Consider the following 14275-nt stretch of genomic DNA (forward strand, 5'->3'; position numbering starts at 1 on the left):
TGAGTGAGATGTCCATGACGAGAGCAGAGTTCCCCGGCGCGTATCCCCGCGCGACCGGTCGGTGTGGTCTCCGACGCCGGTCCGCAACCGGGCGCGGGAAGCCGGCTTATGCGCCGTCCGGGGGGAGCGGGCGGGTTCCCTCCCTCACCGCCCGCCGGATCGTTTGGGACAGTCCGGCCGCGTCGTGGGTGAAGCCCGTGAGCAGGACGCGCTTGCCGTTGCGGATCTTGATACGGCAGTGGACGTCCCAGCCCATCGCCGCGCTGACCGCGTTCTTCTGGCCGTTGTCGGAGACCTTGCGGATGTCCTCCCAGGGGATCACCCGGGACTCCCCGGTCCTGCGGTAGACCAGGCCGCCCTCGCGGACCGTGTAGACCTCGCCGTGGCGGCTCGTGTAGCGCAGGCCGTTGGTGATGCCCGACCACAGGCACAGCAGGGCCACGCCCACCACCAGACCGGCGAAGCTGCCGCTGGACGCCTGCTCGAAGGTCTGGATGACGACCGGGACGGCCGCGGCAGCCGCCACCACCCCGATCACCAGCGAGATGATCCCGGTCCGCCCGTGGCGTCCCACGTCGGTCTGATGGCGCGCCACGAAGGCGCCCAGTTCCTGCTCGCCCGGCACCGTCATGAGCCTTCCCCCCTCATCCCCCTTGCCGTGCGCAGCATTCTCTTCAAGAGGCGGAGTCCCCCACAAGAAGGGCGGCGACGCGGGCGAGCATCTGGCTCTCGCCGCCGTCGCGCGCGGTCGTCGGGTGGTAGGCGAGGACGAAGCGGCGGCGCCCGTCACGGGTGGAGAACGCCGCGTTCTTGTAGCCGTACGTCTCGCCCGTCTTGCCCCACAGGGGGACGCCCGCGACCACCGCCTGCTGCAGTCCGGCCGAGTAGCGGGCCGGGCTGCCGTCGAGCATGCGTACGTCGTCGGGCGGCAGGGTGAACATCAGACGCAGCAGCTCGGGCGGCAGCAACTCGCCGGCGAACAGCGCCGCGAGCAGCCGGTCGAGGTCGTCCGTCGTGGAGATCATGTCGCCCTCGCCGCGGGCGGAGGACTGGTCGTAGGCGGTGATGTCGCGCAGGCCGCCGTCGGCCATGGTGAGGTAGCCGTGTACGTGCCGGCCGCGGATGTGCCGGTCGTCGCCGGGTACGGCGGTCCGCCTCAGGTCCAGCGGGCACAGGATGCGGGTGGCGACGGCGTCGCCGTACGGGCGGCCGGTCACCCTGTCGACGATCAGGGCGGCGAGGACGTAGTTGATGCCGCGGTACTCCTGCCGGGTGCCCGGGGCGAACTTCAGCGGCCCGTGCGTCGCGGTCGCCACCCACTCCCGCGGTGTCCAGTGGTCGAAGCGGTGGCGGAACACCTCCTCCGCGGTCACCGGCTCGGGGATGCCGACGTGGTCGGGCAGGCCGCTGGTGTGGGTGAGCAGGTGTCCGAGGGTGACCGGCGCGAAGCGGGCCGGCAGCAGGCCGGGCAGCAGGCGCGTCACCCGGGCGTCCAGGGCGAGGCGGCCCTCCGCCACCAGTTGCAGCACCACCGTGGCGACGAAGACCTTGGTGACGCTGCCGATGCGGACCCTGTGGTACGGCGACACCGGGCGCCGCGTGGCGATGTCGGCCACGCCCGAGGTCCCGTACCAGCGGCCGGCCGTACCGGCGACGCGCAGTTGGGCGGCGGTGGACGGCGGGTGCTCCAGGTCGTCGATCGCGGCCTGCAGGGCGAGCGGGTCGAGCGCCGGGAGGGGCTGGGCGCGGGCAGGAGAGGAAGCGGGAGCCGCGGCGGCCGGGGGCGCGGAGAGCACGGACGCGGCGGTCGCGGCGGCCGTCCCGGCGAGCGCGGCGCCCGCAAACGTCCTGCGTGACATGGGTGTTGGGGTCATGCGCCGACTCTGCCGGGCGGGCCCGTGCCCGGGCATCGGGGTCGTCCCCGGAGCGGTCCCCCATCCGACCCTGGCACGTCCCGGATACGGGCCCGGAAGGCGTCAGCCGGCGGCGAGGAGTTCGAGGGTGTCGATCACTCGGTGGGAGAAGCCCCACTCGTTGTCGTACCAGGCGACCACCTTGATGTGACGGCCGTCGACGCGGGTGAGGGCCGAGTCGAAGATGGCGGAGGCGGGGTTGCCGGTGATGTCGGAGGAGACGAGGGGGTCTTCGGTGTATTCGAGGATGCCGGCCAGGGGGCCCTCGGCCGCCGTGCGGTAGGCGGCGAGGACGTCCTCGCGGGTGACGTCGCGGGCGACGGTGGTGTTGAGCTCGACGATCGAGCCGACCGGGACCGGGACGCGGATCGAGTCGCCGGACAGCTTGCCGTCCAGGCCGGGGAGGACGAGGCCGATGGCCTTGGCGGCGCCCGTGGTGGTGGGGGCGATGTTGACGGCTGCGGCGCGGGCGCGGCGGGCGTCGCGGTGGGGGCCGTCCTGGAGGTTCTGCTCCTGCGTGTAGGCGTGCACCGTGGTCATGAAGCCGTGCTCGATGCCGGCGAGTTCGTCCAGGACGGCGGCCAGCGGGGCGAGCGCGTTGGTGGTGCAGGAGGCGTTCGAGACGACGGTGTGGGCCTGGGGGTCGTACGCCTCGGTGTTCACCCCGGGGGCGAGGGTGACGTCCGCACCGGCGGAGGGGGCGCTGACGAGCACCTTGCGCGCGCCCGCGTCCAGGTGGGCGCGGGCGGCGGTCGCCGCGGTGAAGCGGCCGGTGGCTTCGAGGACGACGTCCACGCCGAGGTCGGCCCACGGCAGCTTCCCCGGCTCCCGCTCGGCGAGCACCTTGATGCGGCGGCCGTCCACGACGAGGGTGTCGCCGTCCGCCGTGACCGGGCGCCCGAGGCGGCCGGCGGTGGTGTCGTAGGCGAGGAGCCGCGCGAGGGTGGCGGGCTCGGCGAGGTCGTTGACGGCGACGACGTCGAGGCTGCTGTCGCGTTCCAGCAGCGCGCGCAGCACGTTGCGGCCGATGCGGCCGAATCCGTTGATGGCGATGCGGGTCATGGCGTCCTGCCTTCCGGGTGACGACGGCTCTCTGCGCCATTTCTGCGCATTGCGGCCAGGTTCGCCCGTCGTACGCGCCGCTGACAGCGGCCCGGGTGCCACACTCCGCAAGGATCTCGCCAGCGGCGAGCCCTCGCTCCCGCAGCCCCCGGCCGGCTACTCGCCGCGGGCGAACGTGCGCCGGTACTCGCTCGGCGTCGTCCCCAGAATCCGCTGGAAGTGCAGCCGCAGGTTCGCGCCCGTGCCGAGGCCGACGCGGTCCGCGATCTGCTCGACGCTCTGTTCGGAGCGTTCCAGCAGCTCACGAGCCACGTCGATGCGCGCTCGCATGATCCACTGCATCGGTGTGTAGCCCGTGTCGTCCACGAAGCGCCGCGAGAACGTGCGCGTCGACACCCCCGCGTGCCGGGCCAGCGCCGCCAGCGTCAGCGGCTCACCGAGCCGGTACAGCGCCCACTCCCGGGTCGCGGCGAACCGCTCCCCGAGCGGCTCCGGCACGCTGCGTGGTACGTACTGCGCCTGGCCGCCGCTGCGGTACGGGGCCGCCACCAGCCGCCGGGCGGCGTGGTTGGACGCGGCCACGCCGAGGTCGCCGCGCAGGATGTGCAGGCACAGGTCGATGCCGGAGGCGGCTCCGGCGGAGGTCAGCACGCTGCCTTCGTCGACGAAGAGCACGTTCTCGTCGACCCGTACCTCCGGGTGCTTGGCGGCGAGCGCCCGCGTGTAGTGCCAGTGGGTGGTGGCGCGGCGGCCGTCGAGGAGCCCGGTGGCGGCCAGGGCGAAGGCGCCGGTCGAGATGGCGGCGAGGCGGGCACCGCGGCGGTGGGCGGCGATCAGGGCCTCGGTGACGGCGGGCGGGGGGTCGTCGCGGTCGGGGAAGCGGTAGCCGGGGACGAAGACGATATCGGCCCAGGTGAGCGCGGAGAGACCGTGCGCCACGTGGTACGAAAGCCCGTCGCCGCCGGCCACCAGCCCCGGCGCGGCGCCGCACATGCGCACCTCGTACGGCATGCTCCGGCGGGTGCTGAACACCTGCGCGGGGATGCCGGCGTCGAGGGGCTTGGCGCCTTCGAGGACGAGGACGGCGGCGCGGCGGAGGCGTGAGGCTGGCACGGGGACACGGTACGCAGACCGCGGGTGCGGCGGTGAAGCGGCCGGGTGGGAGACGGCTCCCGGCGATGCGTCAGTCGCGCGGGAAGTACGCGCCCGGCGGCGCCCCCACCGTGCGGTGGAACGCCGCCACGAACGCGCTCGACGAGGCGTAGCCGACGTGGCGGGCCGCGGTGGCCACCGTCGCGCCCGAAGCCAGCAGCGGCAGGGACGCCTGCAGCCGCAGGTGCGTGCGCCAGCGGCCGAAGGGCATGCCCGTCTCGGCGACGAAGAGCCGCGCCAGCGTACGGGGAGCCGCGCCGGCGTACGGGGACCACTCCGCGAGCGTACGGGCGTCGGCGGGGGCGTCGCGCAGGGCTTCGGCGACGGCGCGGGGGCGGGGGTCGTGGGGCATGGGCGCCAGGACGGACGTCGCGGCGACGGGGGTGAGCTGGTCGAGGAGCACGGCCTCCGCGCGGGCGCGGGCGGGCGGGGCGGGGGCGTCGTCGGCGAGGTGGTCGAACAGGGCGCGCAGCAGCGGGGTCACCGCCACGACGGTCGGCTCCGTCCATCCCGGGGCGGCGGGGGCGGGGTCGGCGGCGAGTGGGGCGGCGGCCGGATCCGCCTCGGCCCCGGCCCGGACCGGCGCTGGGCGCGGGTGCCGGTCCGCGCCCTTGCACGTGCCGGTGGCGTGGTGTGCGGCGGGCGTCGGTGCCGGGCCGGGCTGCCGGACGTAGGTCGCCCGCGGCTGGGTCGTGCCCGCCGTGCCCGTCGCGTGGCGGACCCCCGGGGGGATCCACAGCGCCGTCGTCGCCGGCAGCACCCAGGTGCGGCCCAGCGCCCCCACCATCAGGACGCCGCTTCTCGCCCACGCCAGTTGGGGCACCGGGTGACGGTGCCGGCCCGTCCAGCCGCCGCCGCGCGATGTCGCGACGCCCGCCACGACCACCGCACCGCCCCCCGGACCGGAAGCGGAAGCGGAACCCGGGGGCGTGGCCTGGCCGTTCAGCGACATGGCTGGCCAGACTAGCGCGTTGCGGCCACGGTCCTCCCGCACCCGTCCGCCGGGCGAAACGGAAGCGTACGAGCGGATCGCGGCCGGGTAGGAAACGGGCATGCGCCCCGTGGACTACGACGACCGTCTCCACCGCACCTACGCCGCAGGCCGCGCCCTCACCGACGCCCAGCGCGCCGCCTGGTCCCGCGCCTTCGCGGCCCGCCTGCCCGCCGCCCGCCCGCTGCGCGGGCTGGACCTCGGCTCCGGCACCGGCCGGTTCACGCCGCTGCTCGCCGCCGAGTTCGGCGGTCCGGTCACCGGCGTCGAGCCGTCGGTGCGGATGCGCGAGCAGGCCGTGGCACACGCGGCGCATCCACGGGTCGCGTACGTCCCGGGGCGGGCGGAGGCGCTGCCGCTGCCCGACGGGTCGGTCGACTTCGCGCTGAGCTTCCTGGTGTGGCACCACGTACGGGACAAGCCCGCCGGCGCACGCGAACTGCACCGCGTGCTCCGGCCCGGCGGCACCCTGCTGCTGCGCACCGAACTCACCGACGCGCTGCCCGATCTGTGGTACCTCGACGCCTTCCCGCGCGGGCGCGAAGTCCTCGCCGCGCTCTACGAGCCGCTGTCGGCGGTGCAGGCCACCTTCGAGGCGGCGGGGTGGGAGCTGGTGGCGGTGGGGGAGGTCGGGCTGCCGGCGCCCGGTACGTGCGCGCAGGCGCTGGCCCGGTTGCGTACCAGGGCGTTCTCGATCTTCGAGCACATGGCCGAGGCCGACATCGAGGCGGGCTTCGCGGAGCTGGAGCGCCGGGTGGCCGCGGACCCGCAGGCGCCGGCGCCGGTGTCGCCCGGGACGGTGGTCACCTTCCGCCGTGTCTGAGACCCCGGCACGGGGTCCTCCTCACCACACCCCCACCTCGCTGTTCGGCCTGATCTGCGCCACCACCGGCACCGCCTCCCCCACCGCCTCGACCGCCTCGGGGGTCCACGGCCCGACCGCGGCGAACACCACGTGCTCGATCCCGAACTCCGCGAACGACTCGCACCGCTCCGCCACCCACTCCGCCGGCTCCCCCGGCTCCATCCGGGCGGTGACGGTCTTCTCCACCTCCCAGTACGGCCGCCCCGCCGCCGCGCAGTGGTCCGCGAGCACGTCCAGCTCGCGGCGGAGCGTCAGGCCGCCGTCGGGGACGTCGGGGAAGTTGCACGCATCCCCGTACAGCGCGGCCAGCCGCAGCATCGGGCCGTCGCCCAGGCCGCCGACGAGCACCGCGGGGCGTGGCCGCTGCACCGGAGCCGGGCTGCACACGGGGTAGTCCAGCGTGAAGTGCCGCCCGTCGAACGGGCCGGTGTCGCCCGCCCACATCTGCCGCGCGAGCCGCAGCGTCTCCTCCATCCGCTCGACCCGCTCGATCGCGGGCGGGAGCGTCAGGCCCATGGCGTACGCCTCGTCCTCGCGGTAGCCGGCGCCGAGGCCGAGCCAGGCGCGGCCGCCGGAGAGCACGTCGAGGGTGGTGACGGCCTTGACCAGCAGGGCGGGCGGGCGGTAGGTGACGCCGGTGACCATGGTGCCGATGCGGACGTTCTCGGTGCGCGCGGCCAGGTACCCGAGGGTGGTGTACGCCTCCAGCACCGGCTTGTCCGGCGGGCACGTGGGGTCGGCCTGCAGCAGGTGGTCACCGACCCAGACGGTGTCCACACCCGCCGTGTCCGCCACGTGGACGACCTCGGCGAGCGCGGGCGCGACGGCCGTGGGGCCGCCGGGCCAGGCGAAGTCGGTGACGCTGATGCTGATGCGCATGGTGGGCGGCCTCCTCGTCGCTTACCGCCCAGTCTGCCCGTGCGCGCGCGTGCCGGTCGTCCGTCCAAAGGAGTCAACTTTCTTACTCCCAGGGGAGTAACGGGCGGTCAGGCGGCCTTCCCGGGGCGACACGGACCCGTCGCCGACGGTGCCGGGCGGTACCTGGACGGGGTCCCGCGGCGACTGCGTACCGTGGTGCCATGAGCAGCGCCAAGTTGACGCCCGCCCGGCGCCGGGCCGTGGCCGGGGCCGAGGCCGCGACGGGGCTGGTGCACGCGAGCGCACGCGTGCTGGAAGGGCTGGTCGAGGGCGGTCTCGCGGCGCGGCATCCGCGCCCGCCGCACCGGCACTACCTCACCCCCGCCGGGCGCGGGCTGCGCGACCGGCTGCTCGCCGAGGCCGAGGCCGCGGAAGAGGGCGAGGGCGCGGAGTCGCCGACGGGCCGGGACGAGGCCGCACCGGGCGTGTTCGCGGCCCGGACCGGCGGCGAGCCCGCGCCGGCGGACCCCGCCGCCCGGGCACGCGAGGTGCGCAGCGCCTGGGAGGGCCTCGCCGAACTGCGCCGGGTCACCAACGCCGACGGCGCCACCGACGTGCCGTGCGCCTGGGAGCGTACGCACCTGGCGCCCGCCGTCGCCCTCGCGCTGGAGGCCGCCGGACTGCCCCCCGCCACCGACGTGACCGGCGGCTACGCCGTCACCTCCGCCGAGCACCAGCCGGAGGCGGTACGGGTCGACTGGCGCCCCGGGCCGGCGCTGCGGGAGCTGGTGCGCGGCGCGGGGGCGCTGGAGGCGGCGGGCTGGCAGGTCTCCGAACACCCGGAGCGCGACGGCGGGATGTACCTGCTGGCCTCCCCGCGCCGCCGCTGACGGACCCGCGCCACCTCCGTACAAGGGCGCGTACGGGCCCCACCGCACCCGTACGCGCCCCTCCCCCCGCGCCCCCGTGCCCCGGCGGCGCTACGCCGCCTCGCGCTCGGTGACCTTCAGCCGGCCCTTCTTGATCACCGCCAGCCGCGGCGCCCTCCTGGCGATCGAACTGTCGTGCGTGACCAGCACGTACGTCAGTCCCAGCTCCTTCCACAGCCCTTCCAGCAGCGCCACGATGTCGTCCCGGGTGTCCTCGTCGAGGTTGCCGGTCGGCTCGTCCGCCAGCAGCACCTTCGGCTGCTTCACCAGCGCCCGCGCGATGGCCACGCGCTGCTGCTGGCCGCCGGACAGCTCGCCGGGCAGGTGCGTCAGCCGCTCGGCGAGACCCACGGACTCCAGCGCTTCGGCCGCCCGTTTGGCGCGCTCGGTCGCCTTCACGCCGAGGGGCACGAGCGCGGTCTCGACGTTCTCATGGGCGCTGAGGGTGGGGATGAGGTTGAAGCTCTGGAAGACGAAGCCGATGGTCTCGGCCCGTACCCGGGTCAGCGCGGCCTCGCTGAGGCCCCCGAGGTCGGTGCCGTCGAGGCTGAGGGTGCCGGAGGTCGCGCGGTCGAGACCGCCGAGCAGTTGCAGCAGCGTCGACTTGCCGCCGCCGGTGGGGCCGCGGACGACGAGCTGGTCGCCGTCGGCGATGGTGAGGTCGACGCCGGCGAGGGCGTCGATGGCCTCCTTGCCACGCTGGTAGCGCTTGGTGACGCCGGTGAGCTGGTACATCGTGTCAACTCCTGGATGCCGCGGGGGTGAGGTGGTCCGAGAGAGAGGGCTATTCGACGCGCCGCAGCGCGTCCGCCGGCCGCAGCCGGGCCGCCCGCCAGCCGCCGAAGAGGCCCGCGATCAGCCCGCCCGCCACCGCCAGCGCGACGGCCAGGGCGATCACGGACAGGGTCACGGGTGCCTGAAGCGCGACTTCCACGGTGGAGTTCGCCGCCTCCACCACCTCCCGCGGCCCGCGCAGGGTGGCGCCCTCGGGCAGGTCGGAGCCGGGGCCCATCGAGGCGTCGAGCGTCGGGGCGACGGCCGTCACGATATACGCGCCGGCCACCCCGAGCGCGATGCCCAGTGCGCCGCCGAGGATGCCGTTGACGAACGCCTCGCCCATCACCTGCCGGACGACACGGCCGCTGCGCCAGCCGAGCGCCTTGAGCGTGCCGAACTCCCGCACCCGCCGGCCGACGGCGGACATCGTGAGCAGCCCGGCGAGCAGGAAGGCGGCGACCAGGACGACGGCGGAGAGCCACTTGCCGATGTTGGTGGCCAGGTTGGAGGCGGTGGAGAGGTTGCCCGAGACCTGCTCGGCGAGGTCGGAGGCGGAGGTGACGCTGGCACCCGCCACGTTCTCGTCGATCGCCTTCTTGACCGCGGGGATGTCCTCGGAGCTGTCGGCCTTGACGTAGATGGTGGAGACCTTGCCCTCCAGATCCGCGTCGGACAGCTCCTGGGCGCGGGCGAGCGGGATGTAGACGTTCGCGGTGGCGGCGCCGGTGTCGGCGGTGGCGATGCCCACGACCTCGAACTTCTCGCCCTTGATGGTGACGTGGTCGCCGACCTTCAGGTCCTCGTCCTTGGCGTACGCGCTGTCGATGACCGCCTTGAGGGCGTCGGTGTCGTTCTTGCCGAAGGTCACACCGTCGCTGATCCGCGACGAGGACAGCGGGCCGACGTCCTGCTGGGTGACGTCGAGGCCGGTGACGGTGAAGGAGTCGACGTCGACCTCGGCGCCGCCGCCCTCGATCCGGGGGCCGCCGCCTCCGCCGTCGGGCCCGCCCGGGCCGGGACCGGCCTGGCCGCCCTCGATCCTCCCCTGCTGGAAGTCGCCCTTGAACTCGACGTCGTTGAGCGCCAGCGCGCCCACCGCCGTGTCCACGCCGTCCTGGGCGGCGACCTCGCCGACGACCGAGTCGTCGAGGTGCTGGAAGCCGCCGAGCGGCATCAGCCGGTCGTCGGTCGTGCTGCCGTCCTCACCGTCCTCGCCCGGCCCGATGCGGAAGGTCTGCGGACGGCCGCCGCTCTCGTCCGCCTCCTTGCTGACGGTGAGGTCGGTGCCCACGCCGTAGAGGGAGTGCAGGACTTCGTCCTGGGCGTCGCGCATGCCTGCGGCCACGGACGAGACGGTGATGACGAGGCCGATCCCGAGCGCGAGGCCGAGGGCGACCACCAGTGCGGCCTTCCGGCGCCGGCGCAACTCGCGCCGCAGGTAGGTGAGGAACATGCGGCGAAGCTATGGCGGCATGTTGGGGAATGCCTGAGGCCACCGTGAGAGTGCCATGAGAAAGGGCCGGGCCCTGCCGTACGTACGCCGTACGGTCCAGGTCCCGGCCCTGTGCCGGTACTCCGGCGCCCGCCCGGGCGCCCGCCGGTCAGTGGCGCTCCGCGCCCCCCGCGCGCTGCGGTACGCCGGGGTGCACGGGGTGTCGGTTCCGTACGCTCCCGGCGCACCGCGCCTGCTGGGCGGCGGCGCGCCCCCGGATCAGAGCGCGCTGCCCTCCTGCCAGGCGGCCCAGTCCATGTTCCAGCCGTTGAGGCCGTTGTCCGGGGCGATGGTCTCGTCGGGCGAGTTCTTGACGACCACGACGTCGCCGACGAGCGACTGGTCGTAGAACCACGCGCCGTCCGTGCCCGGGTCGTCCGCGCCCTGCTTGTCGAAGAGGCCGACGCAGCCGTGGCTGGTGTTGGCGTTGCCGAAGACGCCCCGGCCGCCCCAGTAGTTGCCGTGGATGAACGTACCGGAGGTGGAGAGCCGCATGGCGTGCGGCACGTCCGGGATGTCGTACTCGCTCTCGCCCTCGTCGTCGGTGAAGCCGACGGTCGAGCCGTCCATCCGGGTCTCCTCGTGCTTCTCGGAGATCACCATCTGGCCGTTGTACGTGGGGTTCTCGGGCGAACCCGCGGAGATCGGGAAGGACTTGATCTTTTTGCCGTCGCGCACGACGTCCATGGTCATGGCCTTGACGTCGACGGTGGTGACCTGCGAGCGGCCCACGGTGAAGCTCATCTCGCGGTCCTGCACACCGTAGACGCCGGGCGACGCCTCGACGCCGTCGAGGTTCATGTCCATCGTGACGGTGGAGCCCGCCTGCCAGTAGTCCTCGGGGCGGAAGTCGATCCGGGTGTCGTTGAACCAGTGGCCGACGACCTCCTGGCCGCTGCTCGACTCGACCGAGATCTTCGACTCGACCGCCGCCTTGTCCTCGACCGGCTTGTCGAAGTTGAGCGACACGGGCATGCCGACGCCGACCTCGCTGCCGTCCTCCGGGGTGAAGTAGCCGATCACGCTGTTCTCGGCGGAGACGGTGGAGAAGGACGCGTTGGAGGTGGACACCTGGCCGTCGCCGTCCTCGGCCTTGGCCGTGATCTGGTACTCCGTGCCGCGCTCCAGCGCCGCGTCCGGCTTCCAGGAGGAGCCGTCGTCCGCGATGGTCCCGGCGACCTGCTCGGTGCTGCCGGCCGCGGTCAGCACGACCTCGGTGAGCTTGCCGCCCTTGACCGTGACCTTGGTGTCGGAGTTGATCCCGACGTTCTCCGTGCCGTCCTTGGGCGCGATGGTTATTCGGGCGTCCGGCACATTCTTCTTCTGCTCCGAGGCGGACTCCTTCTTGTCCCCGGAGTCGTCCGCGTTGCTGTCGCCGCCGCACGCGGTCAGCCCCAGCACGGCGCTCATCGCCAGCGCGGACAGCGCAACTCCGCGCCGCCCCATGCCGTACACCCTCACGTCGCAACTCCCCTTCACCGCGAAGGGCACGTTTGCCCTACCTCACGGATAAGGACGCCCGGTCCCCACTCGTCCGTTCCGTCCTGCCCCCCACTGTGGCACACGCCACCGGCACTCCCGGCCGTTGATCGGGAACACCCCCCGGCATCCTGCCGGGGAGGCACGAATCTGTGCAGGTCGGGAAAGGTTTCGATCAGATCACGACGAATCACGACAGGGGCCCTGTGACGGACTCCACTGCCGCGATGAGCCGGCCGGAGCGGACGAAGCTCTCCGCCGCCGCCAGATCCGGCGACAGGAACCGGTCGCCCCCCGGCCCGGCCACCCCCGCGTCGCGCACGGCGCGCAGCACGGCCCGGGTGGCGGGCGCCGGCGTGAGTCCGGCGCGCAACTCGACGGCGCGGGTGGCCGCGTACATCTCGACGGCCAGCACCTTCGTCAGATGATCGATCGCGGTGCGCAGCTTGCGCCCGGCCGACCAGCCCATCGAGACGTGGTCCTCCTGCATCGCCGACGACGGGATCGAGTCCGCCGACGCCGGCACGGCCAGCCGCTTCAACTCGCCGACCAGCGCGGCCTGGGTGTACTGGGCGATCATCAGACCGGAGTCGACGCCGGGGTCGCCGGCCAGGAAGGCGGGCAGACCGTGGCTGCGGTTCTTGTCCAGCAGCCGGTCGGTGCGGCGCTCGGCGATGGAGCCGAGGTCGGCGGCGGCGACGGCGAGGAAGTCCAGGACGTACGCGACGGGGGCCCCGTGGAAGTTGCCGTTGGACTCCAGGCGCCCTCCCCCCTCGCCGGCGCCCCCGATGACCACCGGGTTGTCGACGGCGGCGGCCAGCTCGCGGTCCGCGACCGTACGGGCGTGGGCGAGCGTGTCCCGGCCGGCGCCCGCGACCTGCGGCGCGCAGCGCACGGAGTACGCGTCCTGCACCCGGGGGGCGGCGGCCAGGCCGTCGTGGCCGGTCTGGTGGTGGCCGGTGAGGCCGGAGCCGTCGAGCACCTTGAGCATGTTGGCGGCGCTGGCGGCCTGGCCGGGGTGGGGGCGCACGGCGTGCAGCTCGGGCGCGAGCACCCGGTCCGTGCCGAGCAGGGCCTCCAGCGTCAGCGCGGCGGTGACGTCGGCGGCGGTGAGCAGCGCGGCGAGGTCGGCGCAGGCCATGAGCAGCATGCCGAGCATCCCGTCGGTGCCGTTGAGAAGGGCCAGGCCCTCCTTCTCGCGCAGGGTGAGGGGCGCGAGGCCGTGGGCCGCGAGCAGTTCCGCGGCGGGCCGCACGGCGCCGTCGGGCCCTTCGGCGTCGCCCTCGCCCATAAGCGCGAGCGCGCAGTGGGAGAGGGGGGCGAGGTCGCCGGAGCAGCCGAGGGAGCCGTACTCGTGCACGACCGGCGTGATGCCGGCGTTGAGCATCCCGGCCATCGCCTGCGCGACCTCGGGCCGTACGCCGGTGTGACCGGAGGCCAGCGTCTTCAGGCGCAGGAACATCAGCGCGCGGACGACCTCGCCCTCCACCCGCGGGCCCATGCCGGCCGCGTGCGAGCGGACGATGTTGCGCTGGAGCTGCACCCGCAGGTCGGGGCTGATGTGCCGGACGGCGAGCGCCCCGAAACCGGTGGAGACGCCGTACACGGGGTCGGGCTTGGCGGCGAGGTCGTCGACGACGCGGCGGGCTGCGGCGAGGGCGTCGAGGGCGCGCGCGGACAGCTCGACGGGGGCGCCGCGGCGGGCGACGGCGAGGACGTCGTCCGCGGTGGTGCCGGCGGGCCCGAGGACGACGGGCGCGGGGCAGGAGTGCATATTCATATTCAGGAACCATACGAAGTGAATCCCGGGCTGTCACGGGCGCTGCGCGCGACCCTCCCGGGACGTCCAACCGATCAGAAAACACACTTGGCCGGCCCTGGCGCCGCGCGACTCCGCGCACTAGGTTAGCGGCCGTTAACACCACGACCCGCCGGAGGCAGATTCGCATGGGCGAGGGCATCGCCGTCCGCACGCACGAGTACGTCGCCGAGCTGGTCCTCGACCGGCCGGAGGCCATGAACGCCGTCTCCACGGAGCTGGCCCGTGCGCTCACCGAGACCACCGCGCGGCTGGCCGCGGACGCCTCCGTACGGGCCGTGGTCCTCACCTCCAGCCACGAGCGGGCGTTCTGCGTCGGCGCGGACCTCAAGGAGCGCAACGGCTTCACCGACGCCGACATGCTCCGCCACCGCCCCACGGCGCGCGCCGCGTACGCGGGGGTGCTCGACCTGCCGATGCCGGTCGTCGCGGCTGTGCACGGCTTCGCGCTCGGCGGGGGGTACGAGCTTGCGCTGTCCTGCGACTTCATCGTCGCCGACGAGACGGCGGTGGTCGGGCTGCCGGAGGTGTCGGTCGGGGTCGTGCCGGGCGGCGGCGGGACGCAGTTGCTGCCCCGCCGGGTGGGCTCCGCCCGCGCGGCGGAGCTGATCTTCACCGCGCGCCGCGTGGAGGCGGCGGAAGCGCATGCGCTGGGCCTGGTCGACCGGCTGGTGCCGGCGGGTGAGGCGCGGACGACGGCACTGGAGCTGGCGCGGCGGATCGCGGGCAATTCGCCGGTGGGCGTACGGGCCGCGAAGCGGGCCCTGCGGCTGGGCTACGGGCGGGAGCTGCGGGCGGGGATGGAGATCGAGGATGCGGCGTGGCAGCGGACGGCACTGTCGCCGGACCGGAAGGAAGGCGTGGCCGCGTTCAACGAGAAGCGCAAGCCGGTATGGCCGGGGGCGTGAGGGGCGCGAGGGGGACGCCCTGTCCAGGGT

At 74.1% G+C, this 14275-nt stretch carries 13 protein-coding genes; 3 read left to right on the forward strand and 10 right to left on the reverse strand.

All coding sequences use genetic code 11. From position 1 onward, the window contains the following. Positions 1 to 106: 106 nt before the first annotated feature. From I003_RS0111275 to I003_RS0111295, 5 genes are all read right to left on the reverse strand, one after another. Positions 107 to 631: a PH domain-containing protein gene (locus I003_RS0111275; protein ID WP_486584183.1), complete on the reverse strand. Its 525-nt coding sequence runs from the start codon at positions 629 to 631 to the stop codon at positions 107 to 109. 43 nt (positions 632 to 674) lie between these two features. Next, positions 675 to 1874, reverse strand: a complete 1200-nt coding sequence (locus tag I003_RS0111280) for a serine hydrolase domain-containing protein (RefSeq protein ID WP_027771626.1) — start codon at positions 1872 to 1874, stop codon at positions 675 to 677. 102 nt (positions 1875 to 1976) lie between these two features. Next, a complete protein-coding gene (gene gap, locus I003_RS0111285; RefSeq protein ID WP_027771627.1) occupies positions 1977 to 2975 on the reverse strand; it encodes a type I glyceraldehyde-3-phosphate dehydrogenase in 999 nt (332 codons plus the stop codon). 156 nt (positions 2976 to 3131) lie between these two features. Then, positions 3132 to 4088 (reverse strand): helix-turn-helix domain-containing protein, encoded by a 957-nt coding sequence (locus I003_RS0111290; protein ID WP_027771628.1) that lies wholly within the window; start codon positions 4086 to 4088, stop codon positions 3132 to 3134. 70 nt (positions 4089 to 4158) lie between these two features. Continuing rightward, the gene (locus I003_RS0111295; protein ID WP_027771629.1) at positions 4159 to 4914 is read right to left on the reverse strand and encodes a helix-turn-helix domain-containing protein; all 756 of its coding nucleotides are present in this window, start codon (positions 4912 to 4914) and stop codon (positions 4159 to 4161) included. Positions 4915 to 5179: 265 nt separating this feature from the next. Between I003_RS0111295 and I003_RS0111300 the strand changes: the two genes are divergently transcribed. Then, a complete protein-coding gene (locus I003_RS0111300; protein ID WP_027771630.1) occupies positions 5180 to 5941 on the forward strand; it encodes a class I SAM-dependent methyltransferase in 762 nt (253 codons plus the stop codon). A gap of 21 nt (positions 5942 to 5962) precedes the next feature. Here the strand turns inward: I003_RS0111300 and I003_RS0111305 are convergent, their stop codons facing one another. After that, positions 5963 to 6862, reverse strand: coding sequence for a TIGR03560 family F420-dependent LLM class oxidoreductase (locus I003_RS0111305; protein ID WP_027771631.1), 900 nt, complete (start codon positions 6860 to 6862; stop codon positions 5963 to 5965). A 200-nt stretch (positions 6863 to 7062) separates the two neighbouring features. On the opposite strand from I003_RS0111305, the gene I003_RS0111310 reads away from it, so the two are divergent. Further along, positions 7063 to 7731, forward strand: a complete 669-nt coding sequence (locus tag I003_RS0111310) for a hypothetical protein (protein WP_027771632.1) — start codon at positions 7063 to 7065, stop codon at positions 7729 to 7731. A gap of 90 nt (positions 7732 to 7821) precedes the next feature. On the opposite strand, the gene I003_RS0111315 is transcribed toward I003_RS0111310, so the two are convergent. The 4 genes from I003_RS0111315 to hutH form a co-directional block, all read right to left on the reverse strand. Continuing rightward, positions 7822 to 8505 carry an ABC transporter ATP-binding protein gene (locus I003_RS0111315; protein WP_027771633.1) on the reverse strand — a complete coding sequence of 228 codons (684 nt, stop codon included), beginning with the start codon at positions 8503 to 8505 and terminating at the stop codon, positions 7822 to 7824. Positions 8506 to 8554: 49 nt separating this feature from the next. Beyond that, complete coding sequence (locus tag I003_RS0111320; protein WP_027771634.1) at positions 8555 to 10000, reverse strand: ABC transporter permease; 1446 nt, start codon at positions 9998 to 10000, stop codon at positions 8555 to 8557. A gap of 258 nt (positions 10001 to 10258) precedes the next feature. Beyond that, positions 10259 to 11485, reverse strand: coding sequence for an Ig-like domain-containing protein (locus tag I003_RS0111325; protein WP_199784277.1), 1227 nt, complete (start codon positions 11483 to 11485; stop codon positions 10259 to 10261). Between the two features lie 223 nt (positions 11486 to 11708). Further along, complete coding sequence (gene hutH, locus I003_RS0111330) at positions 11709 to 13292, reverse strand: histidine ammonia-lyase (protein WP_027771636.1); 1584 nt, start codon at positions 13290 to 13292, stop codon at positions 11709 to 11711. A gap of 173 nt (positions 13293 to 13465) precedes the next feature. Between hutH and I003_RS0111335 the strand changes: the two genes are divergently transcribed. Continuing rightward, the gene (locus I003_RS0111335; RefSeq protein WP_027771637.1) at positions 13466 to 14245 is read left to right on the forward strand and encodes an enoyl-CoA hydratase-related protein; all 780 of its coding nucleotides are present in this window, start codon (positions 13466 to 13468) and stop codon (positions 14243 to 14245) included. Positions 14246 to 14275 lie beyond the last annotated feature (30 nt).

It is taken from the genome of Streptomyces sp. CNQ329 (assembly GCF_000482585.1).

What these genes read in the sequence shown, in the direction of transcription:
- I003_RS0111275 (WP_486584183.1), bottom strand. Translation starts at nt 631, where the DNA reads ATGACGGTGCCGGGCGAGCAGGAACTGGGCGCCTTCGTGGCGCGCCAT.
- I003_RS0111280 (WP_027771626.1), bottom strand. Translation starts at nt 1,874, where the DNA reads ATGACCCCAACACCCATGTCACGCAGGACGTTTGCGGGCGCCGCGCTC.
- gap (WP_027771627.1), bottom strand. Translation starts at nt 2,975, where the DNA reads ATGACCCGCATCGCCATCAACGGATTCGGCCGCATCGGCCGCAACGTG.
- I003_RS0111295 (WP_027771629.1), bottom strand. Translation starts at nt 4,914, where the DNA reads ATGGTGGGGGCGCTGGGCCGCACCTGGGTGCTGCCGGCGACGACGGCG.
- I003_RS0111300 (WP_027771630.1), top strand. Translation starts at nt 5,180, where the DNA reads ATGCGCCCCGTGGACTACGACGACCGTCTCCACCGCACCTACGCCGCA.
- I003_RS0111305 (WP_027771631.1), bottom strand. Translation starts at nt 6,862, where the DNA reads ATGCGCATCAGCATCAGCGTCACCGACTTCGCCTGGCCCGGCGGCCCC.
- I003_RS0111310 (WP_027771632.1), top strand. Translation starts at nt 7,063, where the DNA reads ATGAGCAGCGCCAAGTTGACGCCCGCCCGGCGCCGGGCCGTGGCCGGG.
- I003_RS0111315 (WP_027771633.1), bottom strand. Translation starts at nt 8,505, where the DNA reads ATGTACCAGCTCACCGGCGTCACCAAGCGCTACCAGCGTGGCAAGGAG.
- I003_RS0111320 (WP_027771634.1), bottom strand. Translation starts at nt 10,000, where the DNA reads ATGTTCCTCACCTACCTGCGGCGCGAGTTGCGCCGGCGCCGGAAGGCC.
- I003_RS0111325 (WP_199784277.1), bottom strand. Translation starts at nt 11,485, where the DNA reads ATGGGGCGGCGCGGAGTTGCGCTGTCCGCGCTGGCGATGAGCGCCGTG.
- hutH (WP_027771636.1), bottom strand. Translation starts at nt 13,292, where the DNA reads ATGCACTCCTGCCCCGCGCCCGTCGTCCTCGGGCCCGCCGGCACCACC.
- I003_RS0111335 (WP_027771637.1), top strand. Translation starts at nt 13,466, where the DNA reads ATGGGCGAGGGCATCGCCGTCCGCACGCACGAGTACGTCGCCGAGCTG.